Source organism: Sphingobacterium sp. N143 (assembly GCF_030325625.1).
Classification (GTDB): domain Bacteria; phylum Bacteroidota; class Bacteroidia; order Sphingobacteriales; family Sphingobacteriaceae; genus Sphingobacterium.
Genome location: NZ_JACAIS010000008.1, coordinates 13,071 through 30,333 on the forward strand (window position 1 = coordinate 13,071; position 17,263 = coordinate 30,333).

The window sequence follows — 17,263 nt, forward strand, 5'->3', positions numbered from 1 at the left end:
CCAATTTCTATGAAATTGTCTTTAGCAATTCCACTTTTATTTGCGGCCAATCTGCAGCTGCACGCATTTTCCTTCGGTCAGACCGTCAATCTGAAGCGAAGCAATGTAAAAGTGAGTTCCGTATTAAAAGAACTGCAAAAGCAAAGTGGCTATAATATTTTTTACAACGAGTCGCTGATCGCTAAAAATGACCGTATTAGTGTGAGCTATAACAATATTTCTTTTGAAGAAGCATTGAAAGATCTGTTGACACAGCTCCAGCTGTCCTATGTGAAAGACGATAGAAATATCGTATTGAATGGGAGAAGCAATATGGTTGCAAGTCAAAGCTTAATTGGGCAAATGCCACAGCGCTATACCATTAAAGGACGTGTCAGAGACGATCAGGACCAGCCCTTGAGCAATGTTACTGTCAGCGAAAAAGGTACCAAGGAGAAAGTCCTCAGTCGTGAAGACGGTAGCTTTGAGATCCAGGTTTCCAGCAGCAATGCCATACTGTTGTTCACCATGGTCGGATACCAGCTGGTAGAAAAGCCAGTGGCACAGCAGTCTATCGTAGAGATTATCATGAAGCCGGTGGTAAATGCGATGGAAGAAGTGATCGTTGTAGGTTATGGTGTGCAGAAAAAGGCAAATCTAACCGGAGCTGTTTCTCAGGTCAATGCTGATGATATTGCGCTACGGCCCAGTGCAAATATTGCTGGAACACTACAGGGACTCATGCCAGGACTCAATATCCAACTCAACAATGGCGATCCATCCAAAACTCCTGACATCAATGTCCGCGGATTCAACTCCATCAATGAAGGTGGCCCCTTGGTATTGATTGACGGGATTGAAGGCAATATAACCCGGGTCAACCCAAATGATATTGAGAGTGTTACAGTGCTGAAAGATGCCGCTTCAGCAGCTATATATGGAGCTCGAGGTGCTTTCGGTGTGATTCTGGTTACCACCAAAAAGGGAAAGGCAGGAACAGTAAAGGTTGACTATGTCAACAACTTTGCCTGGACTACACCAGCCTCCCGTACCGACTATATTGATGATCCTTATGTCTATGGAAAGACAGTGGATGCCGCACTATACGGATATAATGGAAGCTCCTATACCCGTTACAATGCCATGGACTGGGAGGCGATCAAAATGGTTGCAGCAGGAGAAATTGCCCCATTCCATGAGAAGCAGGCCGATGGTACCTATAAATTTTTCTACAAGACCAATTGGTGGGACTATTTATTTAAAAAATACCAACCTTCCAATTTTCATAATGTGTCCATTTCAGGTGGAACTGAAAAGTTGAAAGCCTACCTTTCGGGACGAACATTCAAACGTGAGACCATCAATAATATCAATGATGATGCGAATATGGATCGACAGAACCTGAAATCCAATATGGTATTCACACCCAATAGCTGGCTGGAGATTTCCAACAATACACAATTCATCAATGAGAAAGACAAAGAGTATGGTGGCTACACCAATGGTCTGGGAGGATTGTGGAGTACAACAACCTGGTATAATCTGATGCCTTTCTATCCCAATTTTGTCGATGGTATTCCAACCGATATTGGGGTAGGCACAGGTGGTCAGGGAGCGAATGCCGGACTGGAATCCGGAAAAAGCTGGGAAGTGCGCAACAGTGAAGAGTTTACCAACACTTTCCGGGTACTCCTGAAACCATTGAAAGGATTGCAGGTGAATTTTGACTATAGCAATCGTATCGAAAACTTTTCTCGGAGCACACGTTTGAATCCATTCAGCTATTATTCTGGTAACAAGCTCAACTATACGACAGCAGGTCTTAACCGACTGACAGAATACCGTTGGAAAGATAAGTATAATGCAATGAACCTGTTTGCGACTTATGAAAAAAATATCGCGCGAAAACATCAATTCAAATTGCTGGTGGGCTATAATCAAGAATCATTTGATCGTGATCGTATTGCTGGTGCTATGGACGATCTGCTCATCGAAGACCTATCCAACTTGGCTTTAGGTACCTCTATGTATAGCCTTTCCGGAACTGCCGAAAATTGGGCCATTCAAGGTGTTTTTGGTCGGTTCAACTATGCCTACGACAATAAATACCTGCTGGAGGTCAACTCACGCTATGATGGTTCATCCCGTTTCCCAAGTGGAAGCCGCTGGGGATTTTTCCCATCAGTCTCCTTAGGTTGGCAGTTGGATCGTGAACAGTTTTGGGAATCGGTCAAAGGTGCCATCCCGACTTTGAAACTGAGGGCCTCCTATGGTAAACTTGGTAACCAGACAGTAGGTGTCAATACCTTTAAGCAGCTGATGACAGTGCAACAGTTGGCTTGGTTAAATGGAGGCTCCCGCCTCATTGGTGCAAGCGCGCCAGCTCCCTTACCGAATGTGGTCACCTGGGAGCGAACTAAAAGTATAGATTTCGGTGTAGACCTTGGGTTGATCCAAAATAAACTGAATATCAACTTCGATTGGTATCAAAAAGATGTGGAAGGGATGTATCTTCCAGGGCAACCTCTTCCAGCAGTATTTGGAGCCAATGAACCTCGTGAAAACTATGCTGCCCTTCGAAATGAAGGTATCGAAATCGGGATCAGTTATCAAGACAGGTTTGACCTTGCTGGCTCACCCTTCCGATTTAATGTTGCTGTAAATACCACCAATTTTAAAGGTATTGTCACGAAATATAATAACCCACAGGGCTTATTGAGTTCTTATTATGAAGGACAGGTACTGGGACAGATCTGGGGATATCATATTGACGGGCAGTTTCAATCAGATGCTGAAGCATTGGCTTATCAAAATAGCTTTAAAGACCCGCAGTTATCTCTTTCTAAAGTTTACAATGATATCCTGAATGTATCACAGAATAGTGAGTGGAACATGTTGCGGGGGGGAGATGTAAAATATGTTGATCTTAATGGTGATGGTCGTATCGATAAAGGTGACAACACCCTGGCAAATCATGGCGATATCAGACCTATTGGGAATGCGATGCCTAAATTTCCATTTGGTATCAATATGAATGCTTCCTGGAATAGCTTTGATCTCTCGGCAGCCTTTGCTGGGGTGGCCAAGCAAGACTGGTATCCGACAGGTGATTTATATTGGGGATCTTACCAGCGTCCATATCTTTCCTTTGTGCGCAAAGATCTTGTGGACAATGCATGGACTCCGGACCATAAAGACAATAGATATCCACAGATCTATCGTGGATATTCCTCTTTGCAGAGTGGAAGGTCACTGTATGAATTGAATGATTATTACCTGACCAATGTCGGTTTCCTACGGATGAAGAATTTTACCCTGGGTTATACATTGCCACAAAAATGGACGCAACGCTTTAAAGTCGACAAATTACGGTTTTACTTCAGCGGTGAAAATCTGCTGACATGGAATTTTGGCAAACTAACCAAATATATCGACCCGGAACAAGCAGGAGCGATGATTAATTATAATTCGCCGGCAAGTGCCAATGATCCTGCTGATTCCTCAGAAAGGGGATTACTGAGAGATTATCCAATGGGTAAGACTTATTCTTTTGGTTTAATGCTTACGCTTTAATACATGAAAAACGAAATGATAATGAAACTTACAACACACACATATAAATTGCTTGGCCTCATAGTGATGATGTCCTTAGTGGGCTGTCAAAAAGACTATTTGGACCGTCCTTCGGAAGATCAGGTCGAAGCACCATATTTTTTCAATACGGCCAAAGATTTAGAAGTTGCAACCAATGATTTCTATACCTTTTTGCCCAGTGAATCCTGGTATACAGATGATGGTAATTCGGATAATATGATCCCGCTTACAGTTGCCGATCGGATCAAAGGAAACCGCACTGTTCCCGTAGGAAGTGGCTCAGGAGGTTGGTCCTGGAGTCAGCTGCGGAAGATCAACTATTTCCTAGCCAACTACCATAAGGTTCCGGATGAGACCGCACAAAAAAAATACAGTGGTATAGCTCGATTTTTTAGGGCATACTTTTATTACGATAAGGTGAAGGCCTTTGGTGATGTACCTTGGTATGGAAAGGTATTGACAGCAAAGGATGAAGATCTTTTCAAAGCAAGGGATTCAAGACAGCAAGTAATGGATTCCGTCATGGCTGACCTTGATTACGCGATCCAGAATATCCCAGCAGAAAAACAGCTTAATCTAATTACTAGATATACGGCACTTCTGCTCAAAGCAAGAGTGGCCCTCTTTGAAGGTACATTTAGAAAATACCACAATATCGCTGGGTATGAGAATTTTCTGAATGTAGCTGCTGCTGCATCGTCCGAATTGATGAATTCTGGAGCTTATACCCTCTATACACAGGGCGGGGCAGAGCAGGCCTACCGAGGATTGTTTGCCCGGGACAACCAAGATCAGGTAGAGACGATTCTCGCCATTGATTTTGAATTGGGGATGCGGGTCCATGGCCTGGGGTACTCCTTTACTTCAGCGACTTCGGGTTCTTATGGTATTGCCAAGGATATGATAAACAGCTATCTGATGAAGGATGGAAGCCGCTTTACAGATAAAGCAGACTATAAGACTATGGCATATTATCAGGAAATGCAGAATAGGGATCCAAGACTTACCCAGACAACGGCTGGCCCTGATTTTCGTGTGAATGGAGAAAATGCAAATGAACCCGTCAACCTGACGATCACAACGACTGGGTACCGTTTGATCAAAGCCTTACCTGATAAATTGCAATGGGGAGTGTCGGCATCCTATTTTGATGTCATCCTATTTCGTTATGCAGAAGCATTGTTGATCAATGCCGAGGCTAAAGCTGAATTGGGGACACTTGGCCAAAACGATATCGACCTGACCATCAATAAATTGCGGACTCGTGCTGGTATGCCTGCCTTGTCCTTAACGGAGGCAAATGCCAATCCTGATCCTTATCTGCAGGCAATGTACCCCAATGTCAGTGGTGGTGCATTTAGAGGAATTATTTTGGAGATACGTCGTGAAAGAAGGATTGAACTATTCAACGAAGGACAACGCTGGGATGATCTGATGCGCTGGAAAGCTGGACTCAAACTGAATCAGCCTATCGTTGGCGTCTATTTCCCAGGGACAGGTGCTTATGATTTTACTGGAGATGGTAAAGCGGATGTGTACGTACATACTGGCAATAGCTCAGGGGCTCCGAGTACAGTGACCTCATTGATTAATATTAACCAGCGTACACTTTGGGATCCTGTTACTAATACGCAAAATGCCAGCAAAGGTTCTCTGGACCCATTCTATCAGCGAGGCAAGTTTGATGAAAAACGTGATTACTATGCACCGATTCCAATTGAGGATCTCCAGTTGAACCCAAATCTGAAACAAAACCCTGAATGGGAAAAATTATACAAATAACATGAAAAGACTTATTTATATCCTCTGCTGTTGTTTGATACCGATATATAGCTTTTGCCAAAAATCCGATAGGCAGGCTAATTATGCTGTTGGCTACTCACTCGACATCAAAAAAATTGACCTGGAAAAACTAAGGATCGACAAACAGGCTGGTATGGACTATATCGAGATAGCTGGATTGGGTAGCTTTGTCAATGCAGATCTCACATTAAAAATTACGGAAACTGATTGGATTCGAAAATGCGATTCTTTGGCACTTATTCTGAAAAATGCGCAGATAAAAGTATGGTCTGTCCACATGCCTTTCTCATCCAAGATAGATATTTCTACTTTGGACGAAGAAACGCGGAAACAGGTAATCCGTATGCATTTACAGTTGCTGCAGGGACTTCGACGACTTGATCCCCAAGTTATTCTGTTTCATCCTTCTTATTATCTCGAACCCAATAAACGCAGTGAACGGAAAGATCAATTGGTTCGTTCGGTGCAGGAATTGTATACCAAAGTCTCTAAAGCTGGGTTACAGCTCGTGATCGAAAATATGTTAGGTCCTGCATTAATGGTGGGAGAGCGTGAACGTCCCTTGCTGCGGACAGTGGAAGAGTGTCAGGAACTGTTCGCACGATTTCCAAAAATGGTGGGGATAGCGGTGGATATGAACCATATTGCGCATCCCGAAAAGCTGCTTCTAGCTTTTGGAACGCGTGTCAAGACCCTACATGTGGCCGATGGTGATGGGACAAAAGAAAGCCACTACTTACCCTGTAATGGAAAAGGCCAGAACGATTGGAACAAAATATTGGCTACCCTTGAAAAAATACAGTATAAGGGTGTATTCATGTTTGAATGTCATTATGAAACTACAGAACAGCTGATGGCATGCTATCGTCAGCTGCAGCAGAATTATAATATACAAAAGAATTAGTAGGTTTTAACAACATAGATTTCAATGAAAAAATCGTTATATATCCTTATGGCTCTTTTCCTCATTTTGGGCATACAGAGTTGTAAAAAAGATAAGATCGAAAGCGGGCAGCGATTGCTCATTGATCAGGATTATATGGAGGTAGGCAGTAGGGCCGATACCTATCAGCTGAATGTCCTGTCAAACGAAATAATCTCAGTAAGTGCCGATATGGACTGGATCAAACTCGATAGTACGATCTATCCCAAAGGGAAAAATAAGATCAAATTTTCTGTTTCGAAAAACTCCGACGATGAGCGTTCAGCGACCTTGCTGCTCAAGGTGAACGATAATCTATCGCAGGAAATTTTAATACTACAGGAATCTGGAAAAGTTCCCGTCTTTTATGTTGCTCCTGCGGGCAAAGGTGATGGCAGTTCATGGAGTACTGTTGCCAATCTCGACCTGGCGCTTGAAAAAGCATCGACAGGTAGTACCATTTATCTGACAGAAGGAACTTATGTTCCTCTCAAGACCATCCGCAACGGCGATGTGAACGAGGAGTCTGATAAAACGATAGAAATCTCGAAAAATATTCGTTTGATTGGCGGTTATGCTGCCAACGCCAAGCCTGGAGATCAGCCTGACCCAGCACAGTATAAAACTATTTTTGATGGTAAACTGTCTAGTGGAAAATCGGCCTTTCATACTGTCACTGTGACGGCCACCTTAGATCCTGAGAATAAAGTTTCACTCGAGAACATTACAATTATCGGGGGTAACGCGACTGATCGAAGTACCAGTACAACGATCAATAATATCAAGTTCAGCCGTGGCCAAGGTGGAGGGATGTTGATCGCGACCGCCAGAGTTGCACTTAAAAATGTGGATGTGGTCGAAAATAAAGCTACGGCAGACAAAGGAACTGCAGGCTTTGCCGCAGGTGTGTATGCTTTCTCAGGCGCTCAGATAACTATGGAAAATTGTCGTGTGAGCAACAACACCAATAGCAATAATAACGGTGGTGGGCTATGGATTGCCGATGGTTCATTGACCGCCTATGATAGCCAATTTAATCACAACAGTGCTAAAGGCACTGCTGGGGGTGTCCATGCCTATCCAAATTCGGATATCACGCTTTATAATTGTGAGGTTATTGGCAATGCAAACACCTCGTATGGGGCAGGAGTTTATCTTCGTGAAAGGTCCAAAGGGATTTTTGTAAACTGTCTGTTTGCCAACAACTCAAGCAGCTCACCTAATGGTGGCGGTGGACTGATGTTGTATGACAACTGTAAAGCAGATGTGATAAGTTCCACTATTACAGGGAATCATGTTGTTGGACCTGGAGGAGGAATATACCGTCGTAGCAATGTGAACAACTTAACGCTAATCAATTCAATCATATCAGGTAATACACAGGCAGGCAGTTCCACTGATGTGGATGCTTATTCAGATAATACGACCATTCTACCGTTGATACAGCATTCTGTAGCAAGCAAATCTGTGTATGGTGCTGATGGTACCATCATTCCAAAAATATCCTTTGAGCCTGCGACGATGCTGAATCAAGCTTATTTACCTGTAGGAAATGACAATCCGGCGATGAGTTATGGCCTAGCATCAACTGAGTTTCTGGAACTAGCTAAAAAATACAATCCTGTATTGGACAACCGTATTCAAAATGATATCAACAATAATCCGCGCTCTTCTAACTGGATGGGTGCAAAAGAGGAAATAAGATGAAAAAGTTAAGCTGTTTATTTATTCTTTCCTTTCTTTTCTGGGGCAACAGTTGGGCTAATGAGCATAAAAATATCTTGTTGTTGCTGGGCTCTGCAAATCCTGATGTGCTGACACGTCGGGTAAATGTTGCTGCCCAGCTATACAGGACACGACCGATGGATGCTATCATTGTTTCTGGCGGATGTGGTGCTCATGGATCCAAGATCTGTGAAGCCTCAGCTATGGCATTGCAATTGAAGGGAAAAGGTGTGCCAATGCACTTGATCTTCAAGGAAGAAAATTCCAAAACGACTGTACAGAATTATATTTTCAGCAGACGATTGAAGGATAAAGATGGTCAGCGTATTATCTTGCCAGGAGATACAGTTTATGTGGTTTCGGACCATTGGCACGCGATTTCTGTCGCTGCCCGGCTGGAAAAATACGATGGAGTGATAGCAAGGTTTTTTATCGAAGGAACCATCCAACCCAAACCGGAAGATCGCCTTGATTATGCTGCTATATTTAATGGCTATGCGGACAATCACCTTTTTACTCTCAAAGGAACCTGGCTAACACCTGAAGCCGTATGGACAAAAAAAGATACTTTATATTATCTTACTCAAGATATTATCTATGCTACAGATGTTGCTAATAACACCTATAGCGTTACATCAGTACAGCAGCGATTCCCATTTTTGGAAGGTAGATCGGAGTTTAATCCACCCTTATTTATTGACGATATAACCGCATGGTATATCCTGTTCGATGGTCGCTGCCATAAAGTTTCGAAAAAAGATTTTAAGGTATTACAAGATCAGCCCGTAAACGAATGGCTGCTATTGCCTGATACCTTAAACTGGCGGAATTTTAATACTGGATATATACAGGACAATAAGCTTGTCCTTATGGGAAATGAAAAGATGCTATTGGCAGAGAAGAAGGGACAACGATTTCGATATATGCAGGAAACCTCACCGGATCAATATTTTATCAACTGGCCTTATGCCTGGGGTAAGGGCAATGTCAGTGCGGCAAGATTACAACCTGAGGCTGATAAAGTCATATTTTATCGGAATATGGAATCCGCAGAATGTGTTATAAATCAGAAAACAATTGGAAAAGCTACTCCATTAAAATTAAAATGGATCGGTGAAATAAAGTAATGATAATTAGTTCGATCTGACAGAATACGGAAATGACGAGGGGATACATGCATGAAATAGATGCAAAATATTCATCTATCAGATTGAGATAAGTATACGTAAAAATAATTATTCACAAATGAAACGCAATTTTATATATAGTATATTCCTGTTCTTGTTTGTCATTTCATGCAAGAAAAATGAAGGGGGTACCCAGCTACCCTATGATTACAGCATCAGTCATGATGAAGATCTCGCTGAGCTCATTGGTACGACAAACTGGAATACCAAGAATGTTGCAGATGGCATTGTCTGGAAATACTATCAATTTCCCCGTATATTTGAATCCAAGCAATATGTCAATGTATTCGAGATTGATCTGAAGAAAGGTTTGAAGATTGAGATTCCCTATGTGAAGACGGGATTTCTGAAGACGAGCGAGGCGGCCACGGCACAAAATGCCTCAGTGGCGTTCAATGGAAGCTATTTCAATACCAGTACCGGAGGATCTACTGTGTTTTTTAGATATGATGGTCAGATAGTTAACCAAACGGTGAATGGTTTTAATAGTTACCGCGAGAATGGCGCATTTACCTTTACAGGACAAACCTATCAGATTGTTCCCAAACCCGTTGCTGGTTGGAACAATTTGAGTTCCACAGCTGCACTGGCCGGTGGACCTCTGTTGATACAAGATGGCAAGGTGTTGGAACAACTGAATGTGGATTTCAATAATAGTCGACACCCTCGTACTGCTGTGGGCCTTACCAAAGACAATAAGCTCATTGTGGCCGTTATTGATGGCCGTTCATCCCAATCACAGGGGGTGACGATACCTCAGCTAGGAGAGATTATGGCAGCTTTGGGCTGTACTTCGGCATTAAATTTTGATGGTGGCGGTTCATCCACAGCTTGGGTGCGAGGTGAAGGTATTGTCAACTATCCGTCAGACAATGGAAAATTTGACCACGAAGGCGAACGGGCTGTCGCAACGGTATTTACTGTAAAATAAGAGCTATAGTACCGGTTGATAATTTAAACAGTCATCTATTGAGATGACTGTTATTACAAAAGGTTTTATTCCGTATTGGATGATTTGTGTGGATAAATGAGAGATAATTTTACTCAATTATAGTCAGCTTGGTTAGAACCTCAAAATTCGAAATATAATAATCCTCATCAAAAAATAAACCATTGATATAACGTTGAATCGGATAGAAAAGATCTGCAGGAGCTTTCTTGTAGAATGTTTTGAAGTCATTGGGTATAGAGTAAAGCTGGGTGAACTTTCCTTTGCCCAAGTTGATGGCGCCTATTCTCTTCAGATAAGCTGTGATACAATGTGTATTGGAGCTGGAAAATTCCCTGTCTGTCTCCAAGAAGTAATCTCGGATATAAAAATTGCGGATATCCTTCAGTTTGATGGCTGAAGCCGGTGCCGGTTTTATTCTTTTCGAATAAGAGACTTCAATCAATGTGCAGCTGGCTTTTGTTACATTGGAGACATCAATAAAGTAGCCATCATCAACGCGAAGATGTGTGCTGTCCCGATAAATTCCTAGGATCATTTCATTGAGTTCCCTGTCTGAGTAGTCTTGTATATTGGTAGACCGTCCAAACTTTTCAAACTCAAGGCTGTTCTCTTTCCAATGCTTTCTTACCCTGTTTAGCTCATATTGTTGAAAAGTCTTAATTTTTTCCATATTCATTATACTGTCTATCATTTACCCGATATCCCGAAGATAATTCTAAAAACGCTATTTTGGTACTTCCATTGTGGATGAATGACAATTTGAATCGAATCTAATTTAAAGGAAGCCTTAATTCAGTATTAAATACTGGTACCTCAAGGGCTGTAGCGAACGATTGTTCGTTGATTATGATAGGATCATCTTTGTATCAATTTCAGGAATATCCTATTCAACTTTGAACAAGTTTATCGTAAATTAGGATTTTAAATTCATCTTATGAAACAGCTTCCAATGCTATTCTTTTTGTTAGCCTTCAGCATAGGTTACGCACAGCAACTGACCCCTTACGAACGGGGGAATGGCAATCAGACTACTACTTTTGATCAGATGCGTGCCTTTTATAATGGCTTGTCACAGCAATATCCATCGATCAGCTATGAAACAAAGGGGACGGACGATAACAATGCGCCGATCGATGTTGTAATTTTCAATCCATCAGAACAACCGTTAGAGAAATCTAGAAAGGATAAATCCGTTTTATTTATCAATAATGGGATTCACCCAGGGGAACCTGATGGAATAGATGCGACTATGATGCTGATGCGGGATTTGGCTATAGGGAAGATAAAATCACCAAAAAATGTCATTGTTGCTGCCATTGCCAGTTATAACATAAGTGGTATGCTCAACAGAGCCAGTTTTTCAAGGGCCAATCAGAATGGACCAGAGGAGTATGGTTTTCGCGGAAATGCCAGAAACTACGATCTAAACAGGGACTTTATCAAAACAGATAGTAAAAATTCACGGAGTTTCCAACAGATCTTTCAATGGATAAAACCGGATGTTTTTATTGATAATCATGTGAGCAATGGAGCTGATTATCAATACACATTTACCTACATTTCGACCAATAAGGAACGTCTGGGTAAAGTCCTCGGAAATTATTTTAATAGTGAAATGCAAAAAGTACTATTAAAAGAACTGAAGGAAAGTGGATTCATTTCTGTCCCTTATGTGAATATTCACAACGATGTACCCGATATTGGTTTTCCCGTTTTTATGGATTCACCGAGATATGCGACAGGTTACGCTTCATTGTTCAATGTCATTGGAACCGTAGTTGAGACACATATGTTGAAATCATATCCAGATCGTGTCAGAGCAACTTATCATTACATGCTCAATAACCTTCATTATATCGATCAAAATTATCAGGTAATCCAACAGAAAAGAGCAGAAAACATGGCTCAGTACAAGGTCGGAAATACCTATTCCATTGGATGGGAGCTAGACTCCTCTAAATATGAAAAACTTGATTTCAAGGGTTTTGAAGCAAAATACAAAGCCAGTGATGTGTCCTCAAAAGATCGGTTATGGTATGATCGAAATGCTAAATTTTCAAAGCAGGTCAAATTGTATGACACCTATGCACCAACGAAAAAAATCACCATTCCAACCTATTATGTGGTTCCACAATCCGAATGGAAGGTGATTGATCTGTTGCAGATCAATCAGATCGAAATGATTCCCCTAAAGCAAGATTCTCTAATTGCCGTGGAGCAATATCGGATTAAAGATTTCAAGACAGTGACCAGGCCTTATGAAGGGCATTATCTACATTACGATACAGAAGTGTTCCGGGAAACTAAATATGTACAGTTTAGGGCCGGTGATTTTTTGGTACCATTGGATCAAGCTGGAGTGAAGTTTCTGTTGGAGACTCTGGAGCCAGAAGCCATTGACTCTTATTTTAACTGGAATTTCTTTGATGCGATCTTGGGTCAGAAAGAATACTATTCAGCTTATGTTTTCGAAGATACTGCAGCCAAGCTTTTAAAAGACAACAAAGCTCTAAAAGCGGCCTTTGATAAGGAGAAGGCAAACAACCCTGCGTTTGCAGATGATGGGAGAGCACAGTTGGATTGGGTATACAAACACTCGGACTACTATGAAAAGTCTCATCTGCTTTATCCTATATTTAGAGTCAACTGATATTACTATTGTGATTGCCTGATCGATATGATTTATGATTGAAGCCATAGGATAAAGCCGTAAAAATTAGTATCTTTAATAGACTTGAAGCGCGCAATTATGATATCCAATACATTAGCAAATAGAGCCCTGAGACAGGTTGACATCCTCAAAGTGGAAGATCAGGACCAACAGCAAGCTATGGACAGCATTTCCGTCGAGGAACCCTTGGAAATCAGATTAGGGACGAGGGTCAATGGTATCTCCGAAATAAATAATATAGCTGTTACCATGCGTACGCCTGGCAATGATGCTGAACTGGCAACCGGATTTCTGTTTACCGAAGGTCTGATCAGAGCATCGGAGCAGGTGCGGAGTGCCCAGCATGTTGAAGCAGCCTGTGTCCGGAATAATGAAAATGTTATCCTCGTACAGCTCGCTGATGAGGTTGTAGCTCAAATAGTTAGCCTTGACCGTAATTTTTATACGACCTCCAGCTGTGGTGTCTGTGGCAAAAGTTCCATCGCTGCGATCAAAACGGTAAGCATTTTTCAGGGAGCTCCTGACGGTAACAACAAGGTAGCCTTGGAGGTCCTGTACCAATTGCCGGCAAAGCTTCAGACCGCGCAACGTGATTTTTCAGCAACGGGGGGCATCCACGCGGCGGGGATCTTTGACCTACAGGGCGTGCTGCTCGCTCTACGTGAGGATGTGGGCCGTCATAATGCACTGGACAAGCTGATTGGGTATGCACTATCGGCAGATATGCTGCCCCTGGGGCAGCATATCCTGCTGCTGAGTGGTCGTGCTAGCTTTGAATTGATACAGAAAGCAGCAATGGCGGGGATACAGATTATTGCCGCAATAGGGGCCCCCTCGAGTCTGGCCATCGACCTGGCGAAGGAGTTTGATATCACCCTATTCGGTTTTGTACGTAATTATCGTCTCAATATCTACCATCAGGGACGAATCAATATCATAGGACTAAAAGCAAATAAGGAATAAGCTTGGGATGGTTAATACAATTTAAACAATAGAATACGATGAAAATAAGGATCAAAGATAATTCTGTGCGGCTCCGTCTGACAAAGTCTGAGATTGATAAACTGGGTGCTGCTGGAAAAGTGACCGGCAGGACTGAGTTTACCCATCAACCTTTTATATATGAGATCGCGCAAACAGACAATGCTGCACTCGTTGCTTCTTTCATGGATAACAAAATCGTGATCGGAATATCGGCAACGATGATCCAGGAGTTGGTCCACACCGATCGGATAGGATTTGAAGGAATGTCTGGACAGGTCAGCCTGTTGGTGGAGAAAGATTTTGCCTGTATCGACAATACAGTGGAGGACCAAAGTGACAATTACCCTAATCCCAACCTCAGCTGTTAGCATATTGCCGAAAACGAGTGAGCTACTTCAAAAACCATAGGTTATGGAAGACAATAATAAAAAAGAAGAACTGGAGTCAATGATCAAACAGCAGCCTCAGGCTGAAAATCCGTTTAAGCTGCTGGATCTCAAGCTGACAACAGTAGAAAAATCAGCGGCGGGCATACCTGCCGTATTAGCCGCATTTGCAGACCTCATTGAGGAAAAGACTCTTTTCAGAGGGACCAAAGCACTCTTCAAGATGAATCAGGTAGGAGGATTTGACTGTCCCAGCTGTGCCTGGCCTGATCCCGATGACGAACGTTCTCCATTAGGCGAGTATTGCGAAAATGGAGCCAAGGCTCTGGCTGAAGAGGCAACCACGAAGAGAGTGACGCCCGAGTTTTTCAAAAATAACTCGATATATGAACTCGCTAAACTCAGCGATTACGAAATTGGTAAAATGGGGCGGCTGACAGATCCCATGTATCTGCCGCCAGGTGGAACACATTACCAACCTATTAGTTGGGACAATGCATTCAAGAAAATTGGCCAGCAGCTCAATACGCTCGAATCACCGCATGAAGCTGCCTTTTATACCTCTGGGCGCACCAGTAATGAAGCGTCTTTTATCTATCAGCTATTTGCCAAGGAATATGGAACCAACAATATGCCCGACTGTTCCAATATGTGTCACGAGACCTCTGGATCAGCACTTCGACCCACTATAGGGATTGGGAAGGGGACAGTCAAACTTGCTGATTTTTATGACAGCGAACTGATTGTCATTATCGGCCATAATCCTGGAACAAATGCTCCGCGTATGATGAGTGCCTTGGAAAAAGCGAAGAAAAATGGGGCTAAGATCATTGCTATAAATCCATTGCCAGAGGCTGGCTTGATGGGGTTTCACAATCCGCAGCAGATTAATGGGATCATCGGTAAAGGAGTAAGTCTGGCGGATATTTACCTACCTGTAAGGATCAATGGGGATATGGCTCTCTTAAAAGCGTTGGAACTGATTTTACTGGATCTTGAACGTAAAAGTCCTGGTACGGTGATCAATCATAAGTTTATAGCGGAAAAAACGACGGGATATGATGCTTTCCTGGCCCAATTCAACGCACCGGAATATAATCTCAAAAATCTCAGCGAGCGGAGTGCGGTACCATTAGCCGATATCCAACAGGCAGCGGAATTATTGGCCACGAAAAATAAAATCATCTTTTGCTGGGGAATGGGATTGACACAACAACCCAATGGTGTCGATATGATCCGCGAGATCCTCAACATTTTGCTTTTGAAAGGTAGCATAGGCGTCAAAGGCGGCGGAGTTTGCCCTGTCAGGGGGCATAGCAATGTGCAGGGTAACAGGACCATGTTAATCGACGAGAAGCCGAGTGAAGCGCAACTTGACCGGCTGCAACAGTTCTTTGGCTTTGATCCACCTCGAACACATGGTTACGATGTCGTTCGAGTGATTAAGGCCATGCATGCTGAAAAAGTGAAATTCTTGTTCTGTATGGGCGGCAACTTCTTATCAGCTACCCCCGATACGACTTTTACGGCTAATGCTCTGCGTAAGCTCCATATGTTGGTCTGTGTATCCACAAAACTAAATCGCGGACACCTGATCCATGGCAAAGAGGCATTGATCTTACCTACCTACGGCCGAAGTGATAAAGATATTGTTAATGGTAAAGTACAGATCGTCAGTACTGAAAATTCCATGGGGGTGGTGCAGTCTTCTAAAGGAGTATTGGATGCTGTATCGAAGAATCTGATCAACGAAACACAGATTGTCTGCCGTATGGCAATGGCGACTTTGGGCGAAAGATCCGTCGTCGATTGGCAGCGTTATCACGATAGCTATGATGCAGTGCGTGATGCCATCGAACACTGTATTCCCGGCTTTGAAAACTATAACGTCAGGGTGCGCCAGAAAGAAGGGTTTTACTTGCCGAATGCCGCACGGGATGAACAGTCTTTTGCTGAGCAATTTGGTGGCCGTGCCCCTTTTACATTGACTGAGATACCTGAAAATTATCTGGAAGAAGATGAATATATGATGGCTACCACCCGGACCCACGATCAGTTCAATACCACTATCTATGGGCTGGATGACCGCTATCGCGGGGTAAAGAACGAAAGACGGGTCGTTTTCATGAACCAAAAGGATATCGGTTGTGCCGGGTTCAGAAGTGGTGAAAAAGTCGACCTTTACAACTATGATGATGGTATCGAGCGAATAGCCCCCTTGTTTATTATTGTTCCCTACGAGATCCCTGAGAAGAATGCTGTTACCTACTTCCCGGAAACGAATGTATTGGTGTCGGTCAATAACATTGTGAAAGAAAGTAATATGCCGGCCTCAAAATATGTTAAGATCAAGATCAAGAAACATGATCCGGAAGTGTATAAAAAGGTGGATGAAATGCTCTGTCGAAGTAGGCTTCAACGACCCTGATTTCTTGTGAGAAGGAGAGTCTTTGCCCTATCTGCATCAGTAGGAGTGTTGACGTTGACCAGACTGTCTCTATCTGGAGGGTCGAGGAGATGGATCTGATGTGTTAGGAGGATCTGCCGGGGTGACTTTTGTCCCTGTTGGGTCATTTGCTCCAAAATGAAAGGGTAGCTGTGGGGTTCCCAAATAGCGAACAATGGCTCGGGCAGACCGTCTATGGGACTTTTGAAAGCTGTGGCTATAAGCTTTGGTGTACGCTGTTGTATCAACAGATCTAGAGTGGTTTTGCAGAGCAGTGGAAGGTCGCAGGCCAAGACCAACCAGGCACGCTCCGGTTGGAAGGTCAATGCGGTAATAATACCTCCTAGTGGTCCTGTATTAGGGTACATATCGGGTAGGCTGTCGTAACCAGGCGCAAGGTCGATACACTGATCCTCGCGACAGGAAATATACACATCAGTACAGTAAGGTGCGAGCAGGTCACATAAGTAATAGCGTTGCTGTTTCCCGTGCCATTCGATCCTTTCTTTAGGAAATCCCATCATCCGTTTGCTCCGGCCGCCAATTAAGATCAAGCCATTTAATTTAGGGTATTTGTTTGCACTGGGAACCATAGTCTTTATTGTTGTTGCATA

At 42.9% G+C, this 17,263-nt stretch carries 12 protein-coding genes; 10 read left to right on the forward strand and 2 right to left on the reverse strand.

Annotated elements, in window-relative coordinates; all coding sequences use genetic code 11:
• Positions 1-9: 9 nt before the first annotated feature.
• From HX021_RS15300 to HX021_RS15325, 6 genes are all read left to right on the forward strand, one after another.
• Positions 10-3,552 carry a TonB-dependent receptor gene (locus HX021_RS15300; protein ID WP_286591331.1) on the forward strand — a complete coding sequence of 1,181 codons (3,543 nt, stop codon included), beginning with the start codon at positions 10-12 and terminating at the stop codon, positions 3,550-3,552.
• 21 nt (positions 3,553-3,573) lie between these two features.
• Positions 3,574-5,355: a RagB/SusD family nutrient uptake outer membrane protein gene (locus tag HX021_RS15305; RefSeq protein ID WP_286591332.1), complete on the forward strand. Its 1,782-nt coding sequence runs from the start codon at positions 3,574-3,576 to the stop codon at positions 5,353-5,355.
• 1 nt (position 5,356) lies between these two features.
• Positions 5,357-6,280, forward strand: a complete 924-nt coding sequence (locus HX021_RS15310; protein ID WP_286591333.1) for a sugar phosphate isomerase/epimerase family protein — start codon at positions 5,357-5,359, stop codon at positions 6,278-6,280.
• A gap of 24 nt (positions 6,281-6,304) precedes the next feature.
• Complete coding sequence (locus HX021_RS15315; RefSeq protein WP_286591334.1) at positions 6,305-8,005, forward strand: right-handed parallel beta-helix repeat-containing protein; 1,701 nt, start codon at positions 6,305-6,307, stop codon at positions 8,003-8,005.
• The gene (locus HX021_RS15320) at positions 8,002-9,150 is read left to right on the forward strand and encodes a YdcF family protein (protein ID WP_286591335.1); all 1,149 of its coding nucleotides are present in this window, start codon (positions 8,002-8,004) and stop codon (positions 9,148-9,150) included. The genes HX021_RS15315 and HX021_RS15320 overlap by 4 nt, the downstream gene beginning before the upstream one ends.
• Before the next feature lie 118 nt (positions 9,151-9,268).
• Positions 9,269-10,141, forward strand: coding sequence for a phosphodiester glycosidase family protein (locus HX021_RS15325; RefSeq protein WP_286591336.1), 873 nt, complete (start codon positions 9,269-9,271; stop codon positions 10,139-10,141).
• Between the two features lie 109 nt (positions 10,142-10,250).
• Here HX021_RS15325 and HX021_RS15330 read toward each other — a convergent pair whose 3' ends face one another.
• Positions 10,251-10,832 carry a hypothetical protein gene (locus HX021_RS15330; protein WP_286591337.1) on the reverse strand — a complete coding sequence of 194 codons (582 nt, stop codon included), beginning with the start codon at positions 10,830-10,832 and terminating at the stop codon, positions 10,251-10,253.
• Between the two features lie 264 nt (positions 10,833-11,096).
• Here HX021_RS15330 and HX021_RS15335 point away from each other — a divergent pair, with 264 nt between their 5' ends.
• The 4 genes from HX021_RS15335 to HX021_RS15350 all read left to right on the forward strand — a co-directional run bounded on the left by HX021_RS15335 (position 11,097) and on the right by HX021_RS15350 (position 16,631).
• Entirely contained in the window at positions 11,097-12,812 is a 1,716-nt protein-coding gene (locus HX021_RS15335; protein ID WP_286591338.1) for a M14 family metallopeptidase, read from the forward strand.
• Between the two features lie 99 nt (positions 12,813-12,911).
• Positions 12,912-13,796, forward strand: coding sequence for a formate dehydrogenase accessory sulfurtransferase FdhD (fdhD, locus tag HX021_RS15340; protein ID WP_286591339.1), 885 nt, complete (start codon positions 12,912-12,914; stop codon positions 13,794-13,796).
• 38 nt (positions 13,797-13,834) lie between these two features.
• Entirely contained in the window at positions 13,835-14,185 is a 351-nt protein-coding gene (locus tag HX021_RS15345) for a DUF7009 family protein (RefSeq protein WP_286591340.1), read from the forward strand.
• 43 nt (positions 14,186-14,228) lie between these two features.
• Entirely contained in the window at positions 14,229-16,631 is a 2,403-nt protein-coding gene (locus tag HX021_RS15350) for an FdhF/YdeP family oxidoreductase (RefSeq protein WP_286591341.1), read from the forward strand.
• On the opposite strand, the gene HX021_RS15355 is transcribed toward HX021_RS15350, so the two are convergent.
• Positions 16,619-17,242 (reverse strand): NTP transferase domain-containing protein, encoded by a 624-nt coding sequence (locus HX021_RS15355; protein WP_286591342.1) that lies wholly within the window; start codon positions 17,240-17,242, stop codon positions 16,619-16,621. The genes HX021_RS15350 and HX021_RS15355 overlap by 13 nt on opposite strands.
• Between the last annotated feature and the right edge of the window lie 21 nt (positions 17,243-17,263).